The following is a 13331-nucleotide window of genomic DNA, read 5'->3' as shown; positions in this document are numbered from 1 at the left end:
AGGGGCCTGGTACGCCTCCGTCGTTCACAGCACCCCGGCGAACGCCAGCGCCACGACCTGGGCGATCGCGTTGTGCACCACGTGCGTGATCACCCCGGGCCAGACCGAGCCGCTGCGCCGCCGCAGCTCCCCCGCGACCAGACCGACGACCAGCGCGGTCACGAACACCGCGTTCAGCCCGTGCGCGAGCGCGAACACCAGGGCGCTGCCCACCACGCCGACGACCGCCCCGTAACGCAGCAGCCCCGAGGTGACCACACCGCGGAACAGCAGCTCCTCCCCCAGCGGGGTCAGCACCGCGAGGAACAGCAGGGACAACGCCACCGACCACGCCCCGCCGCTTCCCGCGTCGGCGTAGGCGCCCTGGATGTTCTCCGGCTCGATCCCGACCAGGACCATCCCGATCGCCAGCAGCCTGCTGACGACGAACGCCAGGATCGCCCCGGCCGCGCCGAGCAGCAACCAGCGCACGGTCGTCGCCCGCACGCCGAACTCCGGCAGCGGGCGCCGCCGGACGGCGACGGCCGCGGCGAACCCGGCGATGCCCGCGATCCCCGACAGGGCCGCGAGGAACAGGCCCCCCGCGAGCGGACCGAGGTCGAGGGTCCGCAGCACCAGCGGCCCACCGCCGTAGGCCACCGCGGCCAGCACGACCAGTCCGACGACCATCTCCGGCCACCCGGGACGTGACGGACTCCCCGTGGTGACGGGCGCTGCGGAGCGGGAACGGGACACGACGGGCCTCCCCCGTGCGGTGGCGCCGGGGCGGATGCCCGCGACAGGCGCCGAGTCCACACCGTGCCGCTACGGCACGGTCAAGCCGGGGTACCCGTACGGGGCTAGATGTGATGTCCAGGGACGTTGTTCCGGGTTGAGCTGATGACGGCCTGTCGCGCAGACAGGCGAGGACCCCCGGTTGTGAAGTGGAGCTGTCTAGGAACCGCTTCACCAACCGGAGGCCCTCGTGACCCACGCTAACGCTGCGCTGACTCCGCGTGCCCGACTACGGCTGGCCCGTCTGATCGTCGACCAGGACTGGACCTGCTCCACAGCGGCCAGAATGTTCATGGTCGCCCCTCGCACCGCCCGAAAGTGGGCTGACCGCTACCGCGCCGAGGGCCCGCCCGGAATGGTCGACCGCAGCTCCCGACCACGGTCGATGCCGGCCAAGACCCCGCCCACGCTGGTGAAGCAGATCGTGCGACTGCGATGGCGCCACCGACTCGGACCAGTACAGATCGGCGGCCGACTCACTCTCGCCGCCTCGACCGTGCACGCGGTCCTGCGCCGCTGCCGGATCAACAGGCTCTCCCACATCGACCGGGTCACCGGCGAGCCCCTACGCCGCTACGAACACCCCTACCCCGGTTCGCTGATCCACGTCGACGTCACCAAGTTCGGCAACATCCCCGACGGAGGCGGACACCGCTACGTCGGACGCCGACAAGGCGCCCTGAACAAGCGGTCCACTCCCGGACTGCCCAAGGGAACCGACTACAAGCCGTGCACCCGGCAGAGCGTTCGTCCACACCGTCATCGACGACCACTCCCGCGTCGCCTACGCCGAGATCCACAGCGACGAGAAAGCCGACACCGCCACCGGTGTGCTCCGACGAGCCGTGGACTGGCTCAACGCCCGCGGCGTGACCGTCGAACGGGTCCTGTCCGACAACGGCAGCTGCTACCGCTCACACGCCTGGCGTGACACCTGCAGCGAACTGGGCATCACCCACAAACGAACCCGGCCCTACCGGCCTCAGACCAACGGCAAGATCGAACGTTTCCACCGCACCCTCGCCGACGGGTGGGCCTACGCCCGCTTCCACCCCTGCGAAACCGCTCGTCGAGACGCGCTCCCCGGCTGGCTGCACTTCTACAATCACCACCGGCCCCACAGCGCAACCAACGGCCTACCGCCGATCAACCGCCTGACCAACCTGCCTGGACATCACAGCTAGAACAGGACGGTCGCGAACCGGGCGACCTGCACGAACCCGACCCGCTGGTAGGCGGCCCTGGCCGGGGCGTTGAACGCGTTGACGTACAGGCTGGCCCGCCGGCCCATCCCCGCGAGGGCGACAGCGACCGCCGCCGTCCCGGCCGTGCCGAGACCGTGCCCGCGCCAGGCCGGGTTCACCCAGACCCCCTGGATCTGCCCGACCGTGCGCGACAGCGCACCGATCTCGGCCTTGAACACGACCTCGCCGTCCTGGAACCGGGCGAACGCCCGCCCGGAGGTGATCAGCTCGGCGACCCGGGCGCGGTAGCCCGCCCCGACGTCGCCCTCCCGGGGGTCGACGCCGACCTCCTCGGTGAACATCGCGACGGCGGCAGGCAGGTACCGGTCGAGCTCGGAGATGCGGACCGGACGCACCCGGGCGTCGGGCGCGATCATCGGGGGCCGTTCGAGGGTCATCAGCGGCTGGTCGGACCGGACCTCGCGGGCCGGGCCCCAGCCCGGTGCGAGCTCCTCCCAGAGCGGGAGGACGAGCTCCGCCCGCCCCACCAGCGACGAGCAGACACGCCCGGCCCGGCGTGCCCGGTCGGCGAACGCGCGCAGCGCCACCCGGCCCCCGCGCAGTGGGACCAGGTTGGCCCCGGAGAAGCACAGGCCGTCCGCCGGGGCCCCGTGGGACCACAGCTCACCGCCCAGCCGCCACGGGTCGAGGCCGACCGCCTCGATACGCGAGGCGACCATGCACGCGGCGACCGGGTCGGCGTCGAGCACGTCGTGCACCCCGGAGCGGTGACGATCGTCGAGAAGCCGTGCCCCGGCCACCCTCAGCACGGGTTCATGATGCCACGCCGACGCCCGTCCGGTACCGGCACTCGCTCAGCCGACGGTCACCTGCGGTTCGCCCGTGGCACCGTCCGCGCTCTCGCCCATCTTCTCGGCGATCCGCATGGCCTCCTCGATGAGCGTCTCCACGATCTTGTGCTCGGGAACGGTCTTGATGACCTCGCCCTTCACGAAGATCTGGCCCTTGCCGTTGCCGGAGGCGACGCCGAGATCGGCCTCGCGGGCCTCACCGGGCCCGTTGACGACACAGCCCATGACGGCCACCCGCAGCGGGACCTCCATGCCGGTCAGCCCGGCGGTGACCTCGTCGGCGAGGGTGTAGACGTCGACCTGGGCCCGCCCGCACGACGGGCAGGACACGATCTCCAGCTTGCGCGGGCGCAGGTTGAGCGACTCCAGGATCTGCTGGCCGACCTTGATCTCCTCGACCGGCGGTGCGGACAGCGAGACGCGGATGGTGTCGCCGATCCCCTGGCGCAGCAGCGCGCCGAACGCGACCGCGGACTTGATCGTGCCCTGGAACGCGGGCCCGGCCTCGGTGACGCCCAGGTGCAGCGGGTAGTCGCACTGCTCGGCCAGCAGCTCGTAGGCGCGCACCATGACCACCGGGTCGTTGTGCTTGACCGAGATCTTGATGTCGTGGAAGTCGTGCTCGGCGAACAGGCCCGCCTCCCACATGGCCGACTCGGCGAGCGCCTCGGGCGTGGCCTTGCCGTACTTCTCCATCAGGCGCTTGTCCAGCGAGCCCGCGTTGACCCCGATCCGGATCGGCGTGCCGTGGTCCTTCGCGGCCTGCGCGATCTCCTTGACCTGGTCGTCGAACTTGCGGATGTTGCCCGGGTTCACCCGTACCGCGGCGCAGCCGGCCTCGATCGCGGCGAACACGTACTTCGGCTGGAAGTGGATGTCGGCGATCACCGGGATCTGCGACTTCCGCGCGATCGCGGGCAGGGCCTCGGCGTCGTCCGCCGACGGGCACGCGACCCGCACGATGTCGCATCCGGCCGCGGTCAGCTCGGCGATCTGCTGCAGGGTCGCGTTGACGTCGGAGGTCAGGGTCGTCGTCATGGACTGGACGGAGATCGGGTGGTCGGAACCGACACCGACCGGGCCGACCTGCAGCTGCCGGGTCCTCCGGCGCGGGGCCAGGGTCGGCGCGGGCGCGGACGGCATACCCAGGGAGACGCTCACGACCTCCACTATCCCACCGGCGCCCGCCGGCTGCTGCTCCCGGTGAGCCGACGCACGCCGTCGGGACGATCCGACACGCCGCTTCCGTCCCGATCGAGTCCCCTGCCCGCGCCGGGCCGGCTCCAGGAGGACGGCCGGAACACGACGCTCCCGGCGGGACCGACCTGGCGACACCCGATCCCGATCGATGGACGGTCGCACTCCGGCACGGAAGGACAGAACTCCCGACCTTCGATGCCGGAGGAACGCACCGTCGCCGGATACCGTTGCCGGATGACCTCCACGCTGACCGGGCCGGAGTCGGAGATCCTGGATCTCCTCACGATGTCACCCGAGTCCAGCGGACAACTCATCGACATGCTCGCGAGCGAGACGGTGGACGAGCTCGTCGGACTCGCGGGATCGGTCGAAGCAGGCGTCGACCGTGCCTTGGAGAGACTGAGAACTCTGGGATTGGTGGACTTCTCGCCGACGTACAACGACTGGCAACCCACACGACTCGGAAGCGCCACCGCTGCGGCCGTGCGACCCGACTAGCGTGCACCTCGGCTGCTCACGTTCGTCGCGGAGCCTCCGAGGAAGAGGCGCCCGTGGTCGGGCGGGACGAAGTCCGCCGAGGATCGCGTCCGGTCGACCGCGCGGGCACCGTTGCGGCGCAGACCACGATCACACGCCCGAACGACATCGTGTCCGGTGACCGGGATCGATCTGGCCTGCGGGAACCTCCGGGGTAATGCTACGTACGCCCGTGCTTCTCCTGTGCGTCCTGCAGCGTCGACGAGTGCGGCAGCCAGGTCGCGAGCTCGACCGGCCACCCGTCGGCCTCCAGCACCCGGACGACGGCCGGGTCGTCGTCGAGGATCATCGCGATCTCGCGCTCCCGGGCGAGCAGCCGCAGCACCTCGCGCTTGACGTAGCGGGCGGGGCGGTGGTCGTCGTCGGGGCGCATGAACAGCGGCCCGGTCGGCAGGCCGAAGCTGCGCAGCCAGGTCTCGGTCAGCCTGCGGTTCCGCTCCGGGCGACCGGTCAGGTACACGACGTCGAACTCCTCCTGCGCCGCACGCAGCCGCTCGGCGCCCTCGTCGAGGAGGGGGTCGGCGTCGGCGGTGGCGAAGAACCGCTCCCAGCGGTGGACGTCGAGGTAGTGCAGCCGGTGCGAGACGTCGGCCAGGACACCGTCGATGTCGAAGACCGCCAGCGGGCGTACGCCCTCGGGTGCGGCGCTCACCCGAACAGCCGCACCGGGTTGACGATGTCGGCGATCGCGACCATGACCGAGAAGCCCAGGAAGACGAGCACGAACACGTACGCGACCGGGAGCAGCTTGGCCGCGTCCACCGGCCCGGGGTCCGGGCGCCCGAACAGCTTGGCGGTGTTGCGTTTGATCGCCTCCCAGATCGCCGGGACGATCTGGCCACCGTCCAGCGGCGGGACGGGGAGCAGGTTGAGCAGGAACAGCGAGAGGTTCACCGCGGCGAGCATGTTGAGGAACAGCGACACGTCCTGCTGCCACGGCACGTCCTGCTGGGCGAGGATCTCGCCACCGATCCGGGAGACGCCGACGACCCCCATCGGGCTGTCCTCACCCCGCTCCTCACCGAGGAACGCCGCGCCGAACAGGGCCGGGATGCGGGACGGGATCGCGACGACGGCCTCCGCCGTGCGGGCGATCCCGTTCCCGATCTGCCCGAGCGTCTCCCCCGCGGTCAGCGACTGGTAGCTGGTGTTGAGCATGACGCCCATGTAGCCCGCGGTGACCGTGGCGGACGGGTCGTCGAGATCCCGGGCCGACACGGTGTTCGGGATGATGTCGACCGTCAGCGGGACCTCGCGGCCCGCCCGCTCGACCACGATCGGGGTCGGGCCGGAGGAGGCGCGGATCGCGTCCTGCACCCCGGTGCCGTCCTCGGCGTCGAACGCCTGTCCCCGCACCGCGACGATCCGGTCGTCGGGCAGCACCCCGCCGGCCAGCGCGGGCGCCTGCGGCGCGCCGGCCGGGCAGCGGTCCGGCGGCGCCTGGCCCTGGACGGCGACGGCCGGGAGCACGCACTCCTCGAGGGCGGCGACCTGGGTCGTCGCCGCGGGCATCCCGACGCCCATCAGGGTCACGAAGAACAGGGCGACCGCCAGGACCAGGTTCATGAACGGCCCGGCGAACATGACAACGATCCGCTTCCACGGCGACCGCGTCCAGAACTGCCGGTCCACGTCCTCGGGCCGCACGTCCATCTGCGACTGCGCCCTGGCGTCGTCCATCAGCCCCTGGAACGGGCCGGTGCGGCGGCTGCGCCCCAGCGTCCCGCCCTTCGCGGGCGGGAGCATCCCGATCATGCGGACGTAGCCGCCGAGCGGGATGGCCTTGATGCCGTACTCGGTCTCGCCGCGGCGCACCGACCAGACGGTGCGCCCGAACCCGACCATGAACTCCGGCACCTTGATGCCGAACCAGCGGGCGGTGGCGAAGTGCCCGAGCTCGTGCCAGGCGATCGACAGCAGCAGCCCGACGAAGAAGATCGCGATCCCGACGATCGTCCAGAACACGGTCACGACGCCGCCTTCTCCCTCGCGTGGGCACGGGCCCAGTCCTCCGCCGCCAGCACGTCCGCCACGGTAGCCGGGTCACCCGTCCAGGCGTCGGCCGCCTCCAGCACCTCGCCGAGCAGGTCGGTCACGTCGGTGTAGCCGATCGCCCCGGCCACGAAGGCCTCGACCAGCTCCTCGTTGGCCGCGTTGAGCACGGCGGGCAGGCAGCCGCCCGCCGTACCGGCGGCGCGGGCCAGCCGGACGCCGGGGAACGCGTCGTCGTCGAGGGGCTCGAAGGTCCAGCTCTGCGCGGTGTCCCAGCGGCACGGCGCCGAGGCACCGGCGATGCGGTCCGGCCAGCCGAGCGCCAGCGCGATCGGCAGCCGCATGTCCGGCGGCGAGGCCTGGGCGATCGTCGAGCCGTCGGTGAAGGTGACCATCGAGTGCACGATCGACTGCGGGTGCACGGTCACGTCGATCCGGTCGTAGGGCACCCCGAACAGCAGGTGCGCCTCGATCACCTCGAGGCCCTTGTTGACCAGCGTCGCCGAGTTGATCGTGATGACCGGGCCCATGTCCCAGGTCGGGTGCTTCAGCGCCTGCTCCACGGTCACGTCCCGCAGCGAGGCCCGGGACCGCCCGCGGAACGGTCCGCCCGATGCGGTGAGGACCAGCCGGTCGACCTCGGCCTCGCGCCCGCCGCGCAGGCACTGGGCGAGCGCGGAGTGCTCGGAGTCCACGGGCACGATCTGCCCCGGTGCGGCCGCCGCCACCAGCGGGCCCCCCGCGACCAGCGACTCCTTGTTCGCCAGCGCGAGCCGGGCGCCGGTGGCGAGCGCGGCCAGGGTGGGACCCAGGCCCCGGGAACCGGTGATGCCGTTGAGGACGATGTCGGCGCCGCAGGCCGTGACCAGCTCGGTCGCAGCACCCGGGCCGTCGAGCACCTCGACCCCCGGCAGCTCCTCCCGCAGCCGCGCCGCCGCCTCGGTGGACGCGACCGCGACCCGCCCGACGCGGTGCGTGCGGACCTGGGACACCAGCAGGTCCACGTCCGATCCGCCCGCGGCCAGCCCGGAGACCGTGAACCCGCCGGCGCGGGTGATCACGTCCAGGGCCTGGGTGCCGATCGACCCGGTGCTGCCCAACACGACGAGTGACTTCATCACGGCACATCATCCTCGCCCCGCGAGCTGTGCGACGATGACCCCGCACGGAGCCGGACCAGGAGGAACCGCAGTGGCCAGCAAGGCAGTGGCGAGCAACGCAGTCCCCAGCAGGACGCGCGAGGTCGCGATCAGGTCCGGCGTCGACCCGGCGGACGAGCCGTCGGTGGACTGGGGCTGGCACCAGAACTTCCCGAAGGGCCTGCCGATCGCGGCCGCCCTCACCGGCGTCGCGCTGCTGCTGTTCACGATCGGCCACCCGACCAGCTGGACCGAGTTCCTGTTCTCCGCCGTCCCCGCCGCGGTCTGCCTGATCGGCGCGGTCGTGTACCCGGTGTACCGCCGGCGGCGCCGGCTCTGAGCACCTGCGATGGCCGCGCGCGATGCGGGTGAGCCGGTCGAGCTGACGATCGGTGACCGCGTCGTGCGGCTGTCCAGCCCCGACCGCGTCTACTTCCCGGAGCGGGGGGAGACCAAGCGGGACCTCGCCGCGTACTACACCGCCGTCGGCGACGGCGTCGTCCGCGCGTTGCGCGACCGGCCGTGCATGCTGCACCGCTTCCCGACCGGTGTCACCGGCGAGAAGGTGCACCAGAAGCGGCTGCCGCGCGGCGCCCCCGACTGGGTGCGCACCGTCCGCGTGACCTTCCCCCGCTACAACCGGACCGCCGACGAGCTGTGCGTCGCCCACCCGGCCGACGTCGTGTGGGCGGTGCAGATGTCGACCGTGGAGTTCCACCCGTGGAACTCCCGCGCCGCCGACGTCGAGTCCCCCGACGAGTGGCGCATCGACCTCGACCCGATGCCCGGGTCCTCCTGGGCCGACGTCCGCCGGGTCGCGGGCGTCGTGCACGAGGTGCTGGACGAACTCGGTGCGACCGGGTTCCCCAAGACCTCCGGCGGGTCCGGTCTGCACGTCTACGTGCGCATCCCACCCGACCACGGGTTCGCCGACGTCCGTCGCGCCGCGCACGCCTTCGCCCGCGAGGTGGGGCGCCGCTGCGACCGCGTCGACCTGACCTGGTGGCGCAAGGATCGGGACCCGACCACGGTGTTCGTCGACTACAACCAGAACGCCCGCGACCACACGATCGCCTGCGCCTACTCCGTGCGCGGCACCCCGGACGCACGTGTGTCGGCCCCGGTGACCTGGGACGAGATCGACGACTGCGACCCGCGGGACTTCACGATCGCCACCGTCCCGGCCCGCTACGCCGAGCTGGGCGACCTGCACGCCGGCATCGACGAGGCCGTGTTCGGCATCGAGCCGCTGCTGGAGTGGGCCGCTCGCGACGAGCGCGACGGCGACGAGACCCCCGATCTGCCCGATCTCGACGGGGACGGCCGCTAGGGCGCGTCTCCTAACCCGGCTGGTCGGGCCTGCGCGATGATCAGTAGGTGTCGCGCCGTGCCGTCCTGACCGATGCCCAGTGGGACCGACTCGAGCCGTTACTGCCCTCGTCGGACGGGATGCCAGGGCGCCCGTTCGCCGATCACCGCAGAGTGATCGAGGGGATCATCTACCGGTTCCGCTGCGGGCTGGCCTGGCGTGATGTCCCGGTCGAGTTCGGGCCGTGGCAGACCCTATGGAAACGCCACCGCCGCTACTGCGGTGACGGCACCTGGGACCAGGTTCTCGCAGCTCTGCTCGCCGATGCCGACTCCGCCGGTCTCGTGGACTGGGCCGTGTCGGTCGACTCGACGATCATCCGCGCTCACCAACACGCCGCGACCCTGAAGCGGGACACAGGGGGCCGGATCGAACTACAAGAATCTGCTGATCGAGCCGCCCGATCACGCCTTGGGCCGCTCCCGCGGAGGGCTCGGCACGAAGATCCACCAGCTCGTTGACGGACACGGCCGCCCGCTGGTCGTACTGGTCGGCCCTGGCCAGGCCGGTGACGCCCCGATGTTCGCGCACCTGATGTCACATCTGAGCGTCGGACGGGTCGGTCCGGGCCGACCGCGGACCCGGCCCGAGCGGGTCCGCGCAGATAAGGCCTACTCCTCACGCGCCATCCGCGCCCACCTGCGCGGACGACGGATCGTCGCGGTCATCCCGGAGCCGGCTGACCAGCAGGGACACCGGAAACGACGCGGCACACGCGGCGGTCGACCACCGGCGTTCGACCGGGTCGACTACCGCGGCCGCAACGTCGTCGAACGCGGGTTCTGCGAGGTCAAGCAGTGGCGCGGCCTCGCGACCCGCTACGACAAACTCGCCCTGACCTACCGCGGCGGAGTTGCACTGAAGGCCATCGTCACCTGGTTGCGCACTTTAGGAGACACGCCCTAGGCTCGACGCCCGGGGACGACGGGCCCCGCACGGACGCCGGCGGCTCATCGGCCGTGGATCCCGGGGGCACGGACCCGCAGCCGCGCGAACTCGGCCGCCATCGCCGGGCGCGACCAGTGTGCGTTGAGACCCGAGGGGTTCGGCAGGACCCAGACGCCGGTCGTGCCCAGGCGCTCCTCTTGCTCCCCCACCGCCGCGTCGCGGCGCCCGAACGCGGTCCGGTAGGCCCCGATCCCGACGACCGCCAGCCACCGCGGCTCCCGCTCCGTGACCAGGGTCCGCAGCCGCTGTCCGCCCGCGACCAGCTCGGCGTCGGTCAGCTCGTCGGCGCGGGCGGTGGCCCGGGGGGCCATGTTGGTGATGCCGAGGCCCAGTCGGGCGAGCTCGCCCTGCTCGGCGGGCCTCAGCAGCCGCGGGGTGAACCCGGACTCGTGGAGGACCGGCCAGAACCGGTTGCCGGGGCGGGCGAAGTGGTGCCCGGTCGCCGCCGACACCAGGCCCGGGTTGATGCCGCAGAACAACACCCGCAGCGGCGGGTCCTCCGGGCCGGGCAGGACGTCGTCGATCGTGGCGTCCCGGGCGCGTTCGAGGGCGTCACGGTCGGGCAGGCGGGGCACACCGGTCATCCGACCACGAGCGGCGCCGGGCCCGCGGCCAGGACACCGATGTGTTCCGGGTGCGGGGCCGGTCTGCCCACGGACGGGCGAGCCGGGATGCCCCGCCCGCGCCCCGAGAGGAGACTCCCCGCCGTGGACCTGCCCGTGATGCCCCCGGTGAAGCCGATGCTGGCCAGACCCGCCCCGTCCGTCCCGGAGGGCAGGCTCTATGAGCCCAAGTGGGACGGCTTCCGCTCGATCGTCTTCCGCGACGGCGACGAGGTCGAGATCGGCTCCCGCAACGAGAAGCCGATGACCCGCTACTTCCCCGAGGTCGTCGCGGCGGTGAAGGCGCACTTCCCGCCCCGGGCCGTGGTCGACGGCGAGATCGTCGTCGCCTCCGGGAACGCGCTGGACTTCGAGGCGCTCCAGCAACGGATCCATCCCGCGGCCAGCCGGGTCACGCTGCTGTCGACCGAGACCCCGGCCTCGTTCGTGGCGTTCGACCTGCTCGCCCTCGGCGACGACGACCTCACCGCGCGCCCGTTCGCCGAGCGGCGCGCGCTGCTGGAGGAGGCGTTCGCCGGCGTCTCCCCGCCGGTGCACCTCACCCCGATCACCGGCGACACCGACACCGCGCGGCGCTGGTTCGAGAAGTTCGAGGGGGCCGGGCTCGACGGGCTCATCGCGAAGGACCCGGCCGGGACCTACCAGCCCGACAAGCGCGTCATGACCAAGGTCAAGCACGAGCGGACCGCGGACTGCGTCGTCGCCGGGTACCGGGTGCACAAGTCCGGGCCGGACGCCGTCGGGTCGCTGCTGCTGGGGCTGTACGACACCCGGGGGGTGCTGGTGTCGGTCGGGGTCGTCGGGGCGTTCCCGATGGCGCGACGCCGCGAGCTCATGACCGAGCTGCAGCCGCTGGTCACCGGGTTCGACGACCACCCCTGGGCCTGGGCCAGGCAGGAGGAGGGTGAACGCACCCCGCGCAAGTCCGAGACGAGCCGGTGGAACGCGGGCAAGGACCTGTCCTTCGTCCCGCTGCGCCCGGAACGGGTGGTCGAGGTCCACTACGACTACATGGAGGGCGCACGGTTCCGCCACACCACCCAGTTCGTGCGGTGGCGCCCGGACCGCGACCCCACCTCCTGCACCTACGCGCAGCTGGAGCGCCCCGTCGACTTCGATCTCGCCGAGGTGCTCGCCGGACGCGGATGATCCTTCTCCGCGGAACCGGCACCGCCCCCCGGGGGGGGACCCCGGACTCCACGGAGAGGGATCACGACCGCGAACGGCTCCCGCGCGTTCGCCCGTGGCGCGCGGCGTCCCCGGCCAGGGTGCGCCGCATGGACCTGGACACGGTGCTGCGCGGCCAGGACGGCGGGTTCTCCCGACCGGCCCACCGCATGGGGACGGGTGGTGGCTGCTGCGTCGTGGGCCGGGCCGGGCGCCGTCCTCGACGGGCCCGCAGCGGCGTTCCTGCACCGGATGTCGGTGCCCACCACCGCGTTCCCGGTGGTGGGGGTGACCGTGCCCGCACACGCGCGGCGCACACCACCGGACGGGATCCGGGTCCGTCGGCGCGGAGCCCGGCGCACCCCACGAGGCGTCGCACGCTCCACGGAGGAGGATCACGCTCGGCAGCCGCAGGACTCCCGGTGCACGAAGGTCGTCGGCAGCCGCAACGAGTGCCGCTCCGCCTCGGGCTCGGCCATGCGGCGCAGCAGCAGCCGTACCGCCTCGCGCCCGATCTCGGCGAAGGGCTGCGCGACGACGGTCAGGCGCGGGCTGAAGGCGTCGGCCCACGGGAAGTCGTCGAACGCGGCCAGCGCCAGGTCCCCGGGGATGCTCAGGCCCAGGTCGTGCGCCGCCTGGACCGCACCGATCGTCATCGCGTTGTTACCCGTGACCAGCGCGGCCGGGCGGTCGGACGAGGCCAGCAGGTCCCGCACCGCGACGCGGGCGGGCTCGCTCTCCGAACGACCCTCCACCACCGGCCCGGGCGGGAGCCCGGCCCGGCGCATCCCGAGCCGGTAGCCCTCCAGCCGCTCGGTGGTCGTCGAGAGCCCGGGCAGACCGAGCACGAAGCCGATCCGGTCGTGCCCGGCCGCGGCGAGGTGGGTCACCAGCCCCGCGGCGGGTTCCACGTTCTCCGAGCCGACCTCGTCGAGCTCGCCGTCGAGCATCCGGTCGACCAGCACCGTCGGCACGCCCTGCGCGGCCAGTGCCTCCAGGGTCGCGGTGGAGTTGCCCGAGGGGGCGAACAGCACGCCGTCGACCCGGCTGCGGAGCTGCGCGACGGCCGTCGCCTCGTAGCCCGGGTCGTCGTGCGGGTCGGCCAGCAGCAGGGTGTGCCCGGCCGCCGCGGACTCGTCCTCCACCGCATACAGCAGCTCGCCCAGATACGGGTTGGAGATCGCCGACAGGGCGAGCCCGAGGGTGCGGGTGCGGGCGGTGGCGAGCGAGCGGGCCGCGGCGTTGGGTGTGTAGTGCACCTGGGCCATCGCGGCGAGCACCTGCTCGCGGGTGGCGTCCCGGACGGGCCGGGTGCCGTTGAGGACGTGGGACACGGTCGCGGTGGACACCCCGGCAAGCCGGGCGACCTCGGCCATGGTCGCGATCACACACCTCCGACGCGGGTCACGGGTTGGCGACAGGCTACAGGCAACCGGTTGCGCAAGCGGTTGCTCCACGCATACCGTGCACCGGTTCATACCGGACGGACGTGTCCCGGATCCACCGTTGTACACCCGCCGGAGCCC

Annotated in this window: 12 protein-coding genes and 2 pseudogenes; 6 read left to right on the top strand and 8 right to left on the bottom strand. The window is 72.4% G+C overall.

From position 1 onward, the window contains the following. Nucleotides 1-24: 24 nt before the first annotated feature. Nucleotides 25-669 (bottom strand): CPBP family intramembrane glutamic endopeptidase, encoded by a 645-nt coding sequence (locus KPF47_RS27680; RefSeq protein WP_224391752.1) that lies wholly within the window; start codon nt 667-669, stop codon nt 25-27. A gap of 295 nt (nt 670-964) precedes the next feature. Here KPF47_RS27680 and KPF47_RS27675 point away from each other — a divergent pair. Beyond that, a pseudogene (locus KPF47_RS27675) lies at nt 965-1958 on the top strand (IS481 family transposase). On the opposite strand, the gene KPF47_RS27670 reads toward KPF47_RS27675, so the two are convergent. Together KPF47_RS27670 and ispG are read right to left on the bottom strand one after the other, a co-directional pair. After that, nucleotides 1955-2788 carry a DUF4081 domain-containing GNAT family N-acetyltransferase gene (locus KPF47_RS27670; protein WP_224391751.1) on the bottom strand — a complete coding sequence of 278 codons (834 nt, stop codon included), beginning with the start codon at nt 2786-2788 and terminating at the stop codon, nt 1955-1957. The pseudogene KPF47_RS27675 and the gene KPF47_RS27670 overlap by 4 nt on opposite strands. 45 nt (nt 2789-2833) lie before the next feature. Beyond that, nucleotides 2834-3991 carry a flavodoxin-dependent (E)-4-hydroxy-3-methylbut-2-enyl-diphosphate synthase gene (ispG, locus tag KPF47_RS27665; RefSeq protein WP_224391750.1) on the bottom strand — a complete coding sequence of 386 codons (1158 nt, stop codon included), beginning with the start codon at nt 3989-3991 and terminating at the stop codon, nt 2834-2836. A 273-nt stretch (nt 3992-4264) separates the two neighbouring features. Between ispG and KPF47_RS27660 the strand changes: the two genes are divergently transcribed. Then, nucleotides 4265-4528, top strand: a complete 264-nt coding sequence (locus KPF47_RS27660) for a hypothetical protein (protein WP_224391749.1) — start codon at nt 4265-4267, stop codon at nt 4526-4528. Between the two features lie 199 nt (nt 4529-4727). Here the strand turns inward: KPF47_RS27660 and KPF47_RS27655 are convergent, their stop codons facing one another. Genes KPF47_RS27655 through dxr form a run of 3 tightly spaced genes read right to left on the bottom strand, consistent with a single transcriptional unit; the run spans nt 4728 to nt 7677 of the window. Continuing rightward, complete coding sequence (locus KPF47_RS27655) at nt 4728-5219, bottom strand: hypothetical protein (protein WP_224391748.1); 492 nt, start codon at nt 5217-5219, stop codon at nt 4728-4730. Next, nucleotides 5216-6538 (bottom strand): RIP metalloprotease, encoded by a 1323-nt coding sequence (locus tag KPF47_RS27650; RefSeq protein WP_224391747.1) that lies wholly within the window; start codon nt 6536-6538, stop codon nt 5216-5218. Before KPF47_RS27650 ends, KPF47_RS27655 begins: the two co-directional genes overlap by 4 nt. Then, on the bottom strand, nt 6535-7677 hold the full coding sequence (gene dxr, locus KPF47_RS27645; RefSeq protein WP_224391746.1) for a 1-deoxy-D-xylulose-5-phosphate reductoisomerase: 1143 nt from the start codon (nt 7675-7677) through the stop codon (nt 6535-6537). Before dxr ends, KPF47_RS27650 begins: the two co-directional genes overlap by 4 nt. A 73-nt stretch (nt 7678-7750) precedes the next feature. On the opposite strand from dxr, the gene KPF47_RS27640 reads away from it, so the two are divergent. From KPF47_RS27640 to KPF47_RS27630, 3 genes and pseudogenes are all read left to right on the top strand, one after another. Next, nucleotides 7751-8038 (top strand): DUF2631 domain-containing protein, encoded by a 288-nt coding sequence (locus KPF47_RS27640; protein ID WP_224391745.1) that lies wholly within the window; start codon nt 7751-7753, stop codon nt 8036-8038. A gap of 9 nt (nt 8039-8047) precedes the next feature. Then, nucleotides 8048-9028, top strand: coding sequence for a non-homologous end-joining DNA ligase (gene ligD / locus KPF47_RS27635; protein ID WP_224391744.1), 981 nt, complete (start codon nt 8048-8050; stop codon nt 9026-9028). Nucleotides 9029-9075: 47 nt separating this feature from the next. Next, nucleotides 9076-9973: pseudogene (locus KPF47_RS27630) on the top strand (IS5 family transposase). Nucleotides 9974-10017: 44 nt separating this feature from the next. Here the strand turns inward: KPF47_RS27630 and mug are convergent. Beyond that, nucleotides 10018-10599 carry a G/U mismatch-specific DNA glycosylase gene (mug, locus tag KPF47_RS27625; RefSeq protein ID WP_255660516.1) on the bottom strand — a complete coding sequence of 194 codons (582 nt, stop codon included), beginning with the start codon at nt 10597-10599 and terminating at the stop codon, nt 10018-10020. 123 nt (nt 10600-10722) lie between these two features. On the opposite strand from mug, the gene KPF47_RS27620 reads away from it, so the two are divergent. Continuing rightward, nucleotides 10723-11787, top strand: a complete 1065-nt coding sequence (locus KPF47_RS27620; protein WP_224391743.1) for an ATP-dependent DNA ligase — start codon at nt 10723-10725, stop codon at nt 11785-11787. A gap of 413 nt (nt 11788-12200) precedes the next feature. On the opposite strand, the gene KPF47_RS27615 is transcribed toward KPF47_RS27620, so the two are convergent. Then, nucleotides 12201-13181 carry a LacI family DNA-binding transcriptional regulator gene (locus KPF47_RS27615; protein ID WP_224391742.1) on the bottom strand — a complete coding sequence of 327 codons (981 nt, stop codon included), beginning with the start codon at nt 13179-13181 and terminating at the stop codon, nt 12201-12203. Nucleotides 13182-13331 lie beyond the last annotated feature (150 nt).

It is taken from the genome of Pseudonocardia sp. ICBG1293, from assembly GCF_020131355.1.
GTDB lineage: Bacteria > Actinomycetota > Actinomycetes > Mycobacteriales > Pseudonocardiaceae > Pseudonocardia.
Note: the sequence above shows the minus strand (reverse complement) of the source record. Positions and strands in the feature narration are given on the sequence as shown.